The following is a 14,062-nucleotide window of genomic DNA, read 5'->3' on the forward strand; positions in this document are numbered from 1 at the left end:
TGCACGCGCCGGCGCGGTTGGCAACGCGATTGCCGGCGCGTCCTGCTCCTGTGGCATAACGGCCCGGCCGCCAACGGCTGGCCGACCGTTATGGTATCCTGCGTCCCTTATCAAGCAAGCCAGCCGCATCCAGGCTGTGACGGAGGACGCAATGAAGTGGGTAGTGGTCGGTTTTTATTTCCTTTCGATCCTGCACATTCATTTCCGCGGCCGCGTACGCCTGCCGTTCCGTCGCCAGCTGTTCGACCACTCGTCGTTCATGGCGCCGATTAACGTTTTCATGCACAAATTCTCGCGGGTGCCGAGCACGCCCTTCATTCCGGTAAGCGAATTTCCGGAGCTTGGCAGGCTGCAGGAGAACTGGCCCATCATCCGCGCCGAAGCGGAAAACCTGCTGGCGCTCAAGAAGATCAAGGCCGCCGAGCAGAACGACGATGCCGGCTTCAATTCCTTTTTCAAGAACGGCTGGAAGCGCTTCTACCTGAAGTGGTACGACGCCACCCACCCGTCGGCCGAGCGCCTGTGCCCGCAGACCTATGCGCTGCTGCAATCGATCCCCTCGGTGAAGGCGGCCATGTTCGCCGAGTTGCCGCCGGGCGGCAAACTCAACCCCCACCGCGACCCGTTTGCCGGCTCCATGCGTTACCACCTGGGCCTGGCCACGCCGAACGACGACCGCTGCTTCATCGAAGTGGACGGCGAGCGCCACAGCTGGCGCGACGGGCAGGGCGTGGTCTTCGACGAGACTTATATCCACTGGGCCATCAATGGCAGCGAAAGCAATCGGGTGATCCTGTTCTGCGACGTCGAGCGCCCGATGCGCTACCGCTGGATGCAGGCCGTTAATCGCTTGCTCGGCCGCACCATGATGACCGCGGCCGCGTCGCCCAACGAGCTGGGGGACCAGGTGGGCCTGGTGAGCAAGCTGTTCCGCATCTCCTACACCATGGGCCAGTACCGCCGCCGCTTCAAGGCCTGGAACAAGACCGCCTACAATATCACCCGGGTGGCACTGGTGATCGGCCTGGCCGCCTTCATCTGGTGGGTCTGAGCGGGCGGAGGCCCGGCACCCTGTACCGGGGCCCAGCATAGGCTGCGACCTCCGCCCGGATGAACGCATTCCGGAGGAGGAGCCATGGCAGCCGATGCCCACCTGGCGGCGCGTCCCGCGCCGGTATCCGCAGCTTGCACGAACGGCCCGACCGGCCTGCACAAGCTCGATGTCGGTGGCGCCCGCGACAGCTATGTGTTCGTCCCGAGCCGCTACGACCCCGCCGTCCCCACGCCGCTGGTCCTGCTGCTGCACGGGGCCGGCGGCCACGCGCATGACGGGCTGCGCGTGCTGCTGCACCTGGCCGACCACGCCGGGCTGATCCTCGTCGCGCCCGCTTCGCACCGCCATACGTGGGACATCATCGCCGGCCGTAGCTACGGACCGGACCGTGACCTGGCCGACCGCGCCCTGGCCGAGGTGTTCGCCCGTTACCATGTCGATCCGGCGCGCCTGGGCATCGGCGGCTTCTCGGACGGCGCCTCGTATGCCTTGTCGCTGGGCCTGGCAAACGGCGACCTGTTTACGCATGTGCTGGCGTTCTCGCCCGGATTCGTCGGTCCGATGTCCCCGCGCGGCAAGCCGTCGGTCTTCATCTCGCACGGCACCGGGGATCACATCCTGCCGATCGATGCCTGCAGCCGCCGCATCGTGCGGGCCTTGCGCGCGGCCGGGTATCCGCTCCGGTACGAGGAATTCGAGGGCGAGCACGTCATTCCTCCCGACATCGCCCAGGCCGCGCTGGTGTGGTTCAGCCCGGCTTGAGCACAGCTGGAGCGCTGGCGCGTGCCGCGGAAATCCGCTTCGCCGCAGAATAGCATGCGCCGCTCGGGGAGCAGGCGATCAACCACTTCAGGGAGGAAAGCAATGTCGAAAGTCCTGGTGCTGTACTACTCGACCTATGGCCACATCGAAACGATGGCACACGCAGTTGCCGAAGGTGCGCGCGCGACCGGCGCGACCGTCGACGTGAAACGTGTGCCGGAAACGGTGCCCGAGGATATCGCCGCCGGCGCCCACTTCAAGCTGCAGCAGGATGCGCCGATCGCCACGCCCAATGAGCTGGCCGACTACGATGCGATCATCATCGGCGCGCCGACGCGCTATGGGCGCATGCCGGCGCAGATGGCGGCCTTCCTCGACCAGACCGGCGGCCTGTGGGCGCGCGGCGCCCTCAACGGCAAGGTCGGCGGCGCGTTCACCTCCACGGCGACCCAGCACGGCGGGCAGGAATCGACACTGTTCTCGATCATCACCAACCTGCTGCACTTCGGCATGACGGTGGTGGGGCTGCCGTACAGCTACCAGCCGCAGATGACGCTCGACGAGATCGTCGGCGGCAGCCCCTACGGCGCCTCGACCATCGCCGGCGGCCAGGGGCAGCGCCAGCCGAGCGAGCTCGAACTTGGCGGCGCGCGCCACCAGGGCGAGCTGATCGCGCGCACCGCAAACAAGCTGTTCGGCTGACGGGGCTGCCGGCCGTTCAGCGCCGGCGGCGCGGGCGCCGCCGGTGTATTGCGGTCATGGCGGCGAGCGCCGCACAGGCCAGCCACAGGCTGCCGGGTTCGGGAATGGGGGCCGGCACCGGCTTGTCCGGGATCGGTGTGTCCGGCCGGGGGACGGGGGACAGATCGGGCGGCGGCACGAAGAAGCCCGGAGGAGGCGTCACTTCCGGCACCGGCTGTGCAGGGATGGGGCCGGTGGGCAGGGGCGGCACGGCATCGCCACCGTTGCCCGGCTCGGGGACGATCGTGGAGGGGCCGCCGCTCCCGCCGGGCGTGCCGTCGCTGCCTGGTCCGGACGCGCTTGCATTGCCACCGCCAGGCGCACCGGGCACGCCAGGCAAGACGGCCTCGGGCAGTGCGGGCGCGGCGTCGAGCGTGGGCGGCGCCGTGCCTGTCCTGTCCGGCGTGCCGTTGACGGGCAGGCTGCTGATACCGGTAGACGACACGGACCGCGGCAGACTCATGCTGGGGAACGCCGGCGCATTGCCCGCGCCGTTGCTGCCGGCGGCGCCGCCGCCGGTCATGCGCAGGCCCCCGCCGGGCAGGAATGCGGCCTGTTGCTGGCCCGTATGGCGCGGGATGCCGCCGTCCGCGATGTAGGCAAAGTCGGCCGCGACGGCGCCGTCCGCCGTGTACGGCATCGCTTCCTCGTAGGACGCGTCGAGCACGTCGGCGCCGGGTCCGTCGATTTCGACCGGGAACTGGGCCACGTCCGAAATACGGTTGGCGCAACGCGCCCGCATCTCGTTCGTGCCGTCTGTCAGCAGGGTTTCGCCTTCGGCAAGCATGACTTTTTCCGCAGTCCAGTAGACCTGGTCTCCCTTGCGGTAGGAAACGTGGACCGCGCGTGGCTTGGTGACGGTGACGGCACGCGCCTTGCTGACGTCGAAGGTGGCGTAATGGGCGGCCACGACACGGTCGGTCCGCACCACGCGGGCCAGCTCGGCCGGGCCGGCAACGCCGCCCGGGACCACCGAATACGGATAGATGCGGCGGACCTGGCGGCCCGCTTCGTTCGCGGCCGGGCCGGCGCCTGCGGCCAGCGCAGGGGCGCCGGCCCCGGTTGCTAGGCCGGGTGCGAGCGGGTCCGGTTCCGGATCCACCAGGCTCAGTGCCGCATGGCCGGCGATCGCGAGGGCGGCAGCGAGCGCCGCAGCGAGCGCGGCACGCTTGCGCAGACGGGCCCGCGTGGCGATGCGCCGGGTGTAAAGGTAGCTTCGGTCCATAGGGAGCAGACGGTTATTTGCCGGTAGGATCAGTCCTACAGGGTAAGTGATTTCTGGCAATAAATCCAACTTTCTATGAATAAAATGATGCCCTTGTTGTAAGAAAACCCCGCGCGGCGCCAGGTTCCGTTGTCACGGACGTTCGCCGGCGTGTTGTACATACTGGAATCGGATACACTGTCCGCTCATGCCAATTCATTAATGTGAGGATGGGACTATGGGTGACGGGACTATGCGTTTATTTTCGGGCGCCGGTAAGAAGCTGGCATTCCTCGCGGCGGCATCGGTCGTATCGTTGAGCGCCCTGGCGCAGAACTGGCCCGCCTCGACGGTGACAGTGGTGGTGCCGTGGCCGCCGGGCGGCCCGTCCGACATTGCGGCGCGTCCGCTCGCCAAGGGATTGACGCAATCGCTCGGCCAGTCTTTCGTGATCGACAACCGCGCCGGCGGCGGCGGCAACATCGGCACCGCGGCCGTCACGCGCGCCAAGCCGGACGGCCAGACGCTCCTGGTCACCTCGAGCGCGCCGATCGTCATCAATCCGAGCCTGTACAAGAAGATGAGCTTCGATCCGCTCAAGGACCTGGCGCCGGTGACCAACCTGCTGCGGGTGCCGCTGGTGCTGGTGGTGCACCCGTCGATGCCTGCCAAGAACGTCAAGGAGCTGATGGCGCACATCCAGTCGAGGAAGGGCCAGTTCTCGTATGGTTCCTCGGGCAACGGCACGCCCCAGCACCTGACCAGCGAATTGTTCGCCAGCGTGACCAAGCTGCAGATGACCCACGTGCCGTACAAGGGTTCGGCGCCGGCCATCTCCGACCTGCTCGGCAACCACATCCCGATGATGTTCGACAGCACCATCGCGATCATGCCGCACATCAAGAGCGGCAAGGTGAAGGCGATCGCCATCACGAGCGCCAAGCGCTCGCCACTGCTGCCGGACGTGCCGACCTTCGCCGAGGCCGGCTTGCCAGCGATCGAGTCCTACGCCTGGTACGGCATGTTTGCGCCGGCCAAGACGCCGAAGAACGTGGTCGCGAAGATCAATGCCGAGGCGCAGAAGGTCATGAAGGGACCGGAATTCCAGAAGGTGCTGGCCGATACCGGCTCGGACTACGTGGGTGACACGCCGGAGAACTTCGGCAAGTTCGTGCAGGCCGAGTCGGCGCGCTGGTCGAAGGTCGTGAAGGAGAGCGGCGCGACGGTGGACTGAATCCGCGATCGATCGCATTCAAAAAACGCCGCCACGGGCAACCGGGCGGCGTTTTTTACGTGGGCAAAAGCGCCGTCGGGCGTTGTTTGCCGTTGTTTTTACCGGTTGGTAAAAATCAGGCGCGTGGACGCTGCTTGTGGAATACCAGCGGGCTGTACGGCACCGCCGACGGCGGCGGCTGCTTGAGGATGTTGTCCTTCATCGCGCCCACCACGTGCATCTCGCAGGGCTTGCAGTCGAAGCGCAGGGTGTAGCGCTCGTTGCCGCTTACCAGGGTCATTGGCTCGGCCTTGACCTGGCCCTGCACGCCTTGCACGCCCTTGGCCTGCTTCGGGCACAGGTTGAACGAGAAGCGCAGGCAATGCTTGGTGATCATCAGGGACACTTCGCCCGGCTCCTCGTGCGCCTCGTAGGCGGCGTCGATCAGCTGCACGCCATGCTTGTGGTAGAAGGCGCGCGCCTTCTCGTTGTACACGTTGGCCAGGTAGCTCAGCTGCTGTTCGGGGTAGACGGCGGGCGGCTCGGCCGGGGCCTTGCGCTCGGGACGGTCCCAGGCCGCCAGGCGGGCCGCTTCGTGGGCGGCGACGGCGTCGCGGCGCAGCGCATTGATGGCGCTCGCGGCGACGAACCAGGGCTGCGACAGTTCCAGCTCGACCGCGCCGGCGTCGAACATCGTGTTGCCGAGCTTGGCCAGGCTGGTGCGCAGCGCGCTGTCGGCCTGGGCCGCCTGCTGGGCCGGCTGCAGGACCAGCTCGGCGCTGGTTGCGGTTTCGATGCCGTCCTCGTCGCGGATGCTCAAGCGCAGGCCGCCCGGCTGCTCGGTCAGCTTCAGGTCGACGCGCACCTTGCGCTCGGACGACTTCTTCGTCAGCGCCGATTCCCAGTGGTGGTCGCGGTTACGGTGGATGACGGTGCCGACCTTCAGGCCGGCCAGGGCGCCCAGCACCTCGTTCGGGAACACGCGCCAGCGCTGGTTCTCGCCGTCCTCGCCCAGCTTTTCCGCCTTGTTGGCCTGGATGCCGACCGTGGTGCGCTTGTTCATGTAGTTCAGGCCGTCGCCGTTGGCCATCGCGGCATTGGTCGTCAGGTCGATGAAGTCCGGGCCGATGCGGGTGACCGTGCCGAGCTCCACGCCGATGTACTTGGGCGAATCGAAGGCGCCGATGTCGTCCTGGCGCCCCAGCGCGAAGTAGTCGGTGTGGCCGCGGTGGAAGTTCTTGTCCACGTCCGGGGTGAACAGCACGCGCGTCGTACCGCTGGAAGCGCGCGCGAATTCCGGGCGGCGTTCGAGCAGCTCGTCGAGCAGCAGGCGGTAGTGGGCCGTGATGTTCTTCACGTAGCCCATGTCCTTGTAGCGGCCCTCGATCTTGAACGAGCGGATACCGGCGTCCACCAGGGCTTCCAGGTTGCGGCTCTGGTCGTTGTCCTTCATCGACAGCAGGTGCTTTTCGTAGGCGACCACGCGGCCCTGGCCGTCGCTCAGGGTGTAGGGCAGGCGGCAGGCCTGCGAGCAGTCGCCGCGGTTGGCGCTGCGGCCGGTGTCGGCGTGCGAGATGTAGCACTGGCCGGAAAAAGCCACGCACAGGGCGCCGTGCACGAAGTATTCGAGCGGGGTGTTCACTGCGGCGCGGATCTTCCGGATCTGCTCGACCGTCAGCTCGCGCGCCAGCACCAGCTGCGAGAAGCCGACGTCGCCCAGGAATTTCGCCTTTTCCACAGTGCGGATGTCGCACTGGGTGCTGGCATGCAGCTGGATCGGCGGCAGGTCCATCTCCAGCAGGCCCATGTCCTGGATGATGAGCGCATCCACGCCGGCTTCGTACAGCTGCCAGATCTGCTTGCGCGCCAGCTCCAGTTCGCTGTCGTGCATGATCGTGTTCATGGTCACGAAGATGCGGGCGCGGTAGCGGTGCGCGAACTCGACCAGGGCCGCAATGTCTTCCAGCGGGTTGCTGGCGTTGTGGCGGGCGCCGAAGGCCGGGCCGCCGATGTACACCGCGTCGGCGCCATGGAGGATGGCTTCGCGGCCGATCTCGGCGGTTTTGGCGGGCGACAGCAGTTCAAGCTGGTGGTCGAGCAGTGACATGGCGAAATCCTGGGATGATGCGGCCGCTGGGCGGGGCCGGCGAATGGAGACTGACGGATGAAGGCCCGAATTATAGCCAAATCGGGCCCCCAAGTCATTCCCGGCCTGCCGGGTGCACGGCAGTGCCGGGGCGTCAGTCCAGGTGCTCATGGTGGTCGGCCACGCCCTGTTTCCAGTAGCTCGATACGCGCATGGCCTCCTTCGGCATGCCTTTCTCCTCGCGCAGGATGGCGCGCACGGCTTTCGCGGTGGCGGCTTCGCCTGCATACCAGGCGAAACCCTCGCCGTCCGGCAAGGCCAGCGCGCCCAGGGCAGCGAGCAGGGCGCCGTCGTCATCGACCCAGTGCAGGTCGAGCGCGGCCGCCGTCTCCAGCGGCAGGCGGTCGGCGCCCCTTGCCGCGATCACCGCAATGACACGGGCGCCGGCCGGCAGTTCGGCAAGGCGGCGGCGGATGGCCGGCAGTGCGCTGCGGTCTCCCGCCAGCAAGTGCCAGTCGTAATCTTGCGCAATGATCATCGAGCCGCGCGGACCTGCGATAATGGCGGGCTGACCGGCAACGGCCGCGCGCGCCCAATCGGAGGCTGCGCCATGCTCGTGCAGGGCGAATTCGAGCGTCAGTTCGCGGGCGCCGGCGTCGTAGTGCAGCGGGGTGAAGTCGCGCCGCACCTGTTCGCCGTCGGGGCCGTCGAACATGAACTTGACGTGGTCGTCGAAGGAGCTCGAGACGAACCGGGCCAGCCCGTCCAGGTCGCAGCGCTCGGGCGCCGGCGGGAGCCAGGACACGACCCACATGGAGCACAAGGTGCTCGGTTATTTCGCGCAGCGGCCGGGCGCGACCCAGCGCGACCTGGCGCAGCATTCCGGGCGCGACAAGGCGCAGGTGACGCGCCTGGTGCAGGGGCTGCGCGAGAAGGGCTTGATCGATGCGCGCCCCGACGAGGCCGACCGGCGCAGCACCCGCCTGTACCTGACGGCGACGGGCGAAGCCACCTATGCGGACATGCAGCGGCACGGCGAACTGCTGGCGGCCCAGGCATTGTCGGGCCTGAGCGATGACGAACGCCGGCAGTTGGGCGGCCTGCTGGCGCGGGTGCAGGCAAACCTGCTGAGGGAATAGCGGCGGCTCAGGCGCCGGGAAGGCGGTGGAACAGTGCCGGATAATGCACGACGACGCCGTTCGGATCGACCTCGAGCTCGGCCTCGAAGGCGCCGATCGGCCCTTCATAGAGGTAGCGTTCGGGCGCCAGCCAGGTGTACGCCTGCTCGGCACAATGCAGGTCGAGCTCCGGCACCGGGATATACACCACCCGGATGGGGGTGCGCTGGCGCAGCCGGGCGCCGAGGCGGCGGATCGGCAGGGTGTTGGTGAAGGGCGTGGCCGAGATGTCGACGTCGAGACAGCCGTCGAGCGCGGGCAGGGCGGCGCCGTCGCCGTCGCGCCAGGTGCCGGACCCGTCCGTGGTCAGCACGCGCGATTCGCCCCCGGCCGCGTGCACGTCGACCGAGCGCACGCGCCAGCAGGCATCGCAGCAGATGCGGTAGGTGCACCCGAATGGACCGTCGCCGCGGTCGCCGATGACGACGGCTTCGGCGACGATCACGTCGCCCATGACCCGCAGGATCAGGTGTTCGAGCCCGACGCCTTCGCTCGGGTGCCAACGGTACACGCGCTGCATGGCCACGCCTCCGGATCCAGCGTGCAAATAATGGTCCAACGAGAGCAAATTAGCACGCCGCGGGCCGTCCCGCCACGTGTTTGTGCGGCGCGTAGACGGGCTTACCCAGCGAAAAACCATCAGTGTTTCTTCAAAGGCTGCTCGGCAGCCACTGCAAGGGAGGATTGCTGCCCCGGCGCCAGGAAGCGGGTCGACGGCCGGCCATCGGCGTTGTGCTGCACGATGCGCAGGGGCCGCCCTTGTGCGTCGAGCCACACCTGGCCGATGCCGGCGCCGTTCCAGACGCGCTCGCCTTGCTGGCGCGCGTCGGGCAGGTATGGCGTGAGAACAAGGTCGCGGCGCTGGGTGAACCAGTTCAGCGGCGAGCGCGGAGCATACAGCCAGCGATTGAGGCGATCGAGCCAGTCGAGCAGGCGGCGCGGGAACTCGTTCTTGATCCCGCTGCTGGTGATCTGCCAGACATGCGGCGTGCAGTCCGACTCACACACCTCGCGCACCTCGCGCACCTCGATAGCGTACGCGAACGAGTAGTGTACATCGCCCGACAGGACGACGTAATTGGCCGGGGTGCGCGAATGGCGGAAGATATTGAGCATGCTGCTGGCCGCGCCGCGATGCGCCATCCAGTTCTCGGCGTCGACGGTCAAGGCCAGGCCGGCAGAGGTGGCGACCCTTTGCACCACCTCGATCAGCTTGACCCCGAACATGGGCGCCGGCGAGACGATGACGGCGGCCGTTTCATCCAGCAGTTCGTGTTGCAGCTCGCACAGCGATTCCCAATCCATCAGGCCCGACGGATGGCCGGGCCGGCGCCGGTTGCGCCAGCGCCGGGTGCGGGTATCGAGCACGATGATCGTGGGCTTCGTCCGTACGACGAAATCCCACTGGCGGAAAGACAGCAGGCGCCCGATCAGTGCGTCCTGCCTTGGCGCGTCCAGCCGCGCATCGGCAGCGGCATCGGCAGCGGCCGTGTCCGTCAACGCCGCCAGATCGTCCAGCACCGTCCCGAACACATCGGGGCGGTTGCCCCAGCCCTGGCACAGCATATAAGCGATCAGTGCGTTGCCGACGATGCGGCGCGAGAACGGGTGCTCGTAGGCGGTGGTTTCCCACTTGGCCGACAGGTTCCAGTCGTCGGTGATGTCGTGGTCGTCGAAGATCATCAGGGTCTGCACGTGCGCCAGCAGCCGCGCGCTCCTGGGAAGCTCGTGCCGAAAGCCCGCCAGCAATTCCGATTCGCGCCGCCAGCGTTCCAGATGCCTGGACGCCAGCCGAGGCGCCGGCGCATCCGCGACCAGGCGCCATGGCACGGGCGACCACACCAGCAGGTACATGGCCATCACCTCGGCCAGGGTGACCAGGTGGTTGTGCGCATTGGCCGTGGTGAAGATCGGCTTCTCGCTGCCGCCGAAGAAGCGGTCGCGCAGGGCATCGTTGGACCTGATCGCAGGCAGCAGCTCTTCGCGCCGGTAGTAACCGGCCGGATGGCGGTACAGCGCCTCGCTGTCGGCGACCACCGCGCCTTCCAGGCATTCGCCATACAGGCCGAGGCGCCGGATCAGCGCGTGGATCGCCGCCAGCATCGGACCCGCCACATCGTCGGCATACACCTGGTCACCGCACAGCATGAGCATGGCGGGCCGTTCGTCGGCGCGGTCGATGTGGTCGGCCAGCAAGGCGTCGGCGCGCGCCAGGCCGTCACGCGCGCGATGGTGCGGCTTGCGGCACGAGCCGAACAGGATATTGTCGCTGCGGCTGCGCAGCACCATGCTCGGCCGGGTCGCACCCGGATGCAGAAGGTGCGGCGCCCACCGTGCGATGCCGGCCTCATTGCCATCGCCCTGCGTGACGAGCAAGTCGTACTCGATGATCGTGTCTTGCGGCAGCGGCTCGGGCAGCACGACATCGATCAGGTGGACGCAGGCGTGGCGACCGACGCGCACCACGCGACAGCGGCGCGCGTCAAGCGCCAGGCGCCGGGACGCGCCGGTCCTGGGCGCCAGTTCCAGGGTCAGGTCGAGCGGCGCGCTGCCGACCAGCCATAGCACCACGCGGCCCGGCTCGAGGCGGCGCAGGAGTGGACCGGCAAGCACGGGCGGCAGGCCCTCAGGGGGGGAAGACGGGATCAATCGGATGCACTATGCTGGTTTGTCGAACAAACCAGTGTAGCAGACGCGCAGGATGGCTCGGGCAAGCAGACGGATCAGCCGCCCGCGGTGAGTAGTGCCACAGGTGGAACGCTTCGAAACCAGCTTGCGTGATGCTTCCCGGTTTGGCACAATGTCTAATCCTAGACAAACAGTCTTACGAAAATGCCGTTGTCCGCATACCTCGATTCCGCTCGGAACCTAGCCGAACGTGCCTATGTTCACCGCACGATGATCGGTGCCGGTAGCCTCGTTCCACCCGGCAAGACGTGCTACGTACGGGTCAAGGACAACTACCTGCAGGGCCGGCCATGATGCACGATACCGATGTATTCGGCGACAAGGTCCAGGCTGCGCTGATCGAGCAGGTCAAGCAGATCGCCGACGGCCTGGCCCAGACGTTCGCGCCGTTTTGCGAAGTGGTCGTGCACGACCTTCGCAACCCGGAGCATGCCGTGCTTGCCATTCACAATAACCTGTCGGGGCGGGCGGCCAGCGACCCTGCTACCGAACTCGGTCTGGCACGCATTGAGGATAAATCCTTTCCGCAGATTGTGGCCAACTACGCCAACCAGTTCGCGGACGGCCGCCCGGCCAAGAGTACCTCGATCGGCATCAAGGATGCAGAAGGGCGCTACGTCGCGGCCCTTTGCCTGAACGTGGACCTGACGCTGTTCCGCTCGATGCAAAGCGCGCTGGAACAGTTCACCGCCACCGACGCCTCGCCCGTGCCCGAGTCCCTCGATCCGGCCAATGCCGAGGTACTGCGCCAGCGCATCGACCAGTATGCCGCTCGCCTGGCATCGTCGCCGCAACTGCTCAAGGCCGACCAGCGCCGGGCACTGATGCGGGAACTGAAGGCCGGCGGCTTCCTGGAAATGCGGCGCGCCATGGAGATCGCCGCTTCATATCTCGGCATCTCGCGTGCCACGGCTTACAACGACATCAAATAACCGGAGGAATCCAAGATGAATACGCTTAACCTGCCTGCGTACGACGACGTGCTCCAGGCAGCCACCCGCATTGCCGGCACCGCCAACCGTACTCCCGTGCTGACTTCGCGCACCGTCAACGAAGAATTCGGCGCCGAGCTCTTCTTCAAATGCGAAAACATGCAAAGGATGGGAGCATTCAAGTTCCGTGGCGCTTATAACGCGCTGTCGAAGTTCACGCCCGCACAGCGCCGCGCCGGTGTGGTCGCTTTCTCGTCCGGGAATCATGCCCAGGCCATCGCACTGGCGGCCAGGCTGCTCGGCATGCCGGCCACGATCGTGATGCCGCGCGACGCACCGGCGGCGAAGGTGGCGGCAACGAAGGGTTATGGCGGCAATGTCGTCATCTACGATCGCTACAAGGAAGACCGCGAACAGATCGGCCGCGAGCTCGCGGACAAGCACGGACTGACGCTGATTCCGCCTTACGACCATCCGGACGTCATTGCCGGCCAGGGCACTGCCGCGAAGGAACTGTTCGACGAGGCCGGGCCGCTCGATGCCTTCTTCGTTTGCCTTGGCGGCGGCGGGCTACTCGCCGGATCAGCCCTGTCGACCCGGGCGCTGTCACCGCAATGCAAGCTGTACGGCGTCGAGCCGGAGGCCGGCAACGACGGGCAACAATCGTTCCGTTCGGGCGCCATCGTCCACATCGATACGCCCCAGACCATCGCCGACGGCGCCCAGACCCAGCACCTCGGCCAATACACGTTTCCCATCATCCGGCGCGACGTCGACGACATCCTGACCGTGTCGGACGACGAACTCGTGCAATGCATGCGCTTCTTCGCAGAGCGCATGAAGATCATCGTCGAACCGACAGGATGTCTTGGTTTCGCAGCGGCGCGGCGCATGAAGGACGCGTTGCGGGGCAAGCGGGTCGGCATCCTCGTCAGCGGCGGCAATATCGACCTGGCCCGCCTGAGCGGTTTCCTGGCAGGTTGATACGGCTTATCCATGATCAAGGCGATCCTGTGGGATAACGATGGGGTGCTGTGCGATACCGAGCGCCTGTTTTTCGAAGCCAACCGTCGTGTCCTGGAGCCCCACGGCGTGGCGTTGACGCGAGAACAGTACGTTGCCTGGTACCTCGAAGATAATCGCGGCGCGTGGCATGTCCTGCGTGGACGCGGCTACGACGAATTGCAGATCGCACAGGTGCGGACGGCGCGCGACAACTGTTACGCACACCTGCTGTCGGATGCCGGGCAGCTGTGTTTCGCAGGCGTGGAGCCGATGCTGTCCCGCCTGGCGCAGCGGGTATCGATGAGCATCGTCACCGCGTCGTTTGCCGAGCACGTGGCCCTGGCCCACCGTGCAGGCAAGGCCCTGGATCATATCGATCACATCATCGCCCGCACCGATGGCCTGCGGCCGAAGCCGCATCCGGACGCCTACCTGCAGGCGTTGGGCAGGCTCGGCTTGCATGCCGGCGAGTGCATCGCCGTCGAGGATTCGCCGCGCGGACTGGCCGCGGCACGCGCCGCCGGGTTGCGCTGCATCGTATTGCGCAGCGAGCTTCTGGACGGCTACGGGTTCAGCGGTGCATACCGTGTCGTCGACTCGCATCGGCAACTCGAATCCGAGCTCGATGCACTCCTGGGACCGATTGGACCCACGATTCTCCATACCTCACATTCATGACTGAATCATCGAATCCGCCAGGCGTCGGCCCCACGCCAGTGTTTGTCAAACTGGTCGAACTCCTGTGCGCCGAAGCTGCCCGCTATCGGGTCATCGAACATCCCGCTGCCGGCAAATCCGAAGAAGTTGCCCGTATCCGTGGTACGGAAGTCGGCCAGGGCGCCAAGGCAATGGCCTGCAAGCTCAAGGTTCCGGATGCGCCACCCAAGTACGTACTGGCCGTGCTGGCCGCCGACCGACAGCTCGACCTGGAAACGCTTGCCGCCTACTGTGGGGCGAAGCGGGCCAGCCTGCTGAGCCCGCGGGAAATCGAAGGACTGACCGCTTGCGTGCTCGGGGCTATTCCGCCGTTTTCGTTCCACCAGGACCTGCAACTGGTAGCGGATCCCGAGCTCTTCACGCGCTACCGGGAGATCGCTTTCAACGCGGGCCGGCTGGATGCATCGATTGTTCTCGCCACCGAAGACTACCTGCGAATCGCCCAGCCACAGTTGGCCGATATCCGCCAATCTTGAGCCTCC

General features: G+C 66.6%; 14 protein-coding genes. 9 read left to right on the plus strand and 5 right to left on the minus strand.

Translation table 11 applies throughout. From position 1 onward, the window contains the following. Positions 1 to 151: 151 nt before the first annotated feature. The 3 genes from lpxO to wrbA all read left to right on the plus strand — a co-directional run bounded on the left by lpxO (position 152) and on the right by wrbA (position 2,518). Positions 152 to 1,051, plus strand: a complete 900-nt coding sequence (gene lpxO, locus ACFFJK_RS08495) for a lipid A hydroxylase LpxO (RefSeq protein WP_379678744.1) — start codon at positions 152 to 154, stop codon at positions 1,049 to 1,051. 84 nt (positions 1,052 to 1,135) lie between these two features. Further along, the gene (locus tag ACFFJK_RS08500; RefSeq protein WP_379678745.1) at positions 1,136 to 1,816 is read left to right on the plus strand and encodes an alpha/beta hydrolase; all 681 of its coding nucleotides are present in this window, start codon (positions 1,136 to 1,138) and stop codon (positions 1,814 to 1,816) included. Positions 1,817 to 1,918: 102 nt separating this feature from the next. Then, positions 1,919 to 2,518 carry an NAD(P)H:quinone oxidoreductase gene (wrbA, locus tag ACFFJK_RS08505; RefSeq protein ID WP_379678746.1) on the plus strand — a complete coding sequence of 200 codons (600 nt, stop codon included), beginning with the start codon at positions 1,919 to 1,921 and terminating at the stop codon, positions 2,516 to 2,518. A 16-nt stretch (positions 2,519 to 2,534) separates the two neighbouring features. Here the strand turns inward: wrbA and ACFFJK_RS08510 are convergent, their stop codons facing one another. Beyond that, positions 2,535 to 3,782: a hypothetical protein gene (locus ACFFJK_RS08510; RefSeq protein WP_379678747.1), complete on the minus strand. Its 1,248-nt coding sequence runs from the start codon at positions 3,780 to 3,782 to the stop codon at positions 2,535 to 2,537. Between the two features lie 232 nt (positions 3,783 to 4,014). Between ACFFJK_RS08510 and ACFFJK_RS08515 the strand changes: the two genes are divergently transcribed. Beyond that, complete coding sequence (locus ACFFJK_RS08515) at positions 4,015 to 4,995, plus strand: Bug family tripartite tricarboxylate transporter substrate binding protein (RefSeq protein WP_379678748.1); 981 nt, start codon at positions 4,015 to 4,017, stop codon at positions 4,993 to 4,995. Between the two features lie 115 nt (positions 4,996 to 5,110). Here the strand turns inward: ACFFJK_RS08515 and ACFFJK_RS08520 are convergent, their stop codons facing one another. Together ACFFJK_RS08520 and ACFFJK_RS08525 are read right to left on the minus strand one after the other, a co-directional pair. Then, positions 5,111 to 7,081 carry a peptidase U32 family protein gene (locus ACFFJK_RS08520; RefSeq protein WP_379678749.1) on the minus strand — a complete coding sequence of 657 codons (1,971 nt, stop codon included), beginning with the start codon at positions 7,079 to 7,081 and terminating at the stop codon, positions 5,111 to 5,113. Between the two features lie 133 nt (positions 7,082 to 7,214). Then, entirely contained in the window at positions 7,215 to 7,874 is a 660-nt protein-coding gene (locus ACFFJK_RS08525) for a siderophore-interacting protein (RefSeq protein WP_379678750.1), read from the minus strand. Between ACFFJK_RS08525 and ACFFJK_RS08530 the strand changes: the two genes are divergently transcribed. Continuing rightward, complete coding sequence (locus tag ACFFJK_RS08530) at positions 7,873 to 8,199, plus strand: MarR family winged helix-turn-helix transcriptional regulator (protein ID WP_379678751.1); 327 nt, start codon at positions 7,873 to 7,875, stop codon at positions 8,197 to 8,199. The genes ACFFJK_RS08525 and ACFFJK_RS08530 overlap by 2 nt on opposite strands. A gap of 7 nt (positions 8,200 to 8,206) precedes the next feature. Here the strand turns inward: ACFFJK_RS08530 and ACFFJK_RS08535 are convergent, their stop codons facing one another. Continuing rightward, complete coding sequence (locus tag ACFFJK_RS08535) at positions 8,207 to 8,758, minus strand: putative glycolipid-binding domain-containing protein (protein WP_379678752.1); 552 nt, start codon at positions 8,756 to 8,758, stop codon at positions 8,207 to 8,209. A gap of 119 nt (positions 8,759 to 8,877) precedes the next feature. Continuing rightward, on the minus strand, positions 8,878 to 10,851 hold the full coding sequence (locus tag ACFFJK_RS08540) for a metallophosphoesterase family protein (protein ID WP_379678753.1): 1,974 nt from the start codon (positions 10,849 to 10,851) through the stop codon (positions 8,878 to 8,880). A gap of 368 nt (positions 10,852 to 11,219) precedes the next feature. Here ACFFJK_RS08540 and ACFFJK_RS08545 point away from each other — a divergent pair, with 368 nt between their 5' ends. From ACFFJK_RS08545 to ACFFJK_RS08560, 4 genes are read left to right on the plus strand one after another with little or no spacing between them, the layout of a single operon-like run. Beyond that, positions 11,220 to 11,858 (plus strand): helix-turn-helix transcriptional regulator, encoded by a 639-nt coding sequence (locus ACFFJK_RS08545; RefSeq protein ID WP_379679000.1) that lies wholly within the window; start codon positions 11,220 to 11,222, stop codon positions 11,856 to 11,858. Between the two features lie 15 nt (positions 11,859 to 11,873). Further along, positions 11,874 to 12,842, plus strand: a complete 969-nt coding sequence (locus ACFFJK_RS08550) for a threo-3-hydroxy-L-aspartate ammonia-lyase (RefSeq protein ID WP_379678754.1) — start codon at positions 11,874 to 11,876, stop codon at positions 12,840 to 12,842. Positions 12,843 to 12,854: 12 nt separating this feature from the next. Next, entirely contained in the window at positions 12,855 to 13,541 is a 687-nt protein-coding gene (locus tag ACFFJK_RS08555; RefSeq protein WP_379678755.1) for an HAD family hydrolase, read from the plus strand. Then, positions 13,538 to 14,056 (plus strand): YbaK/prolyl-tRNA synthetase associated domain-containing protein, encoded by a 519-nt coding sequence (locus tag ACFFJK_RS08560; RefSeq protein WP_379678756.1) that lies wholly within the window; start codon positions 13,538 to 13,540, stop codon positions 14,054 to 14,056. The genes ACFFJK_RS08555 and ACFFJK_RS08560 overlap by 4 nt, the downstream gene beginning before the upstream one ends. The last annotated feature ends 6 nt before the right edge of the window (positions 14,057 to 14,062 follow it).

The organism is Massilia consociata (genome assembly GCF_042432755.1).
GTDB classification, from domain to species: Bacteria; Pseudomonadota; Gammaproteobacteria; order Burkholderiales; family Burkholderiaceae_D; genus Telluria; species Telluria consociata.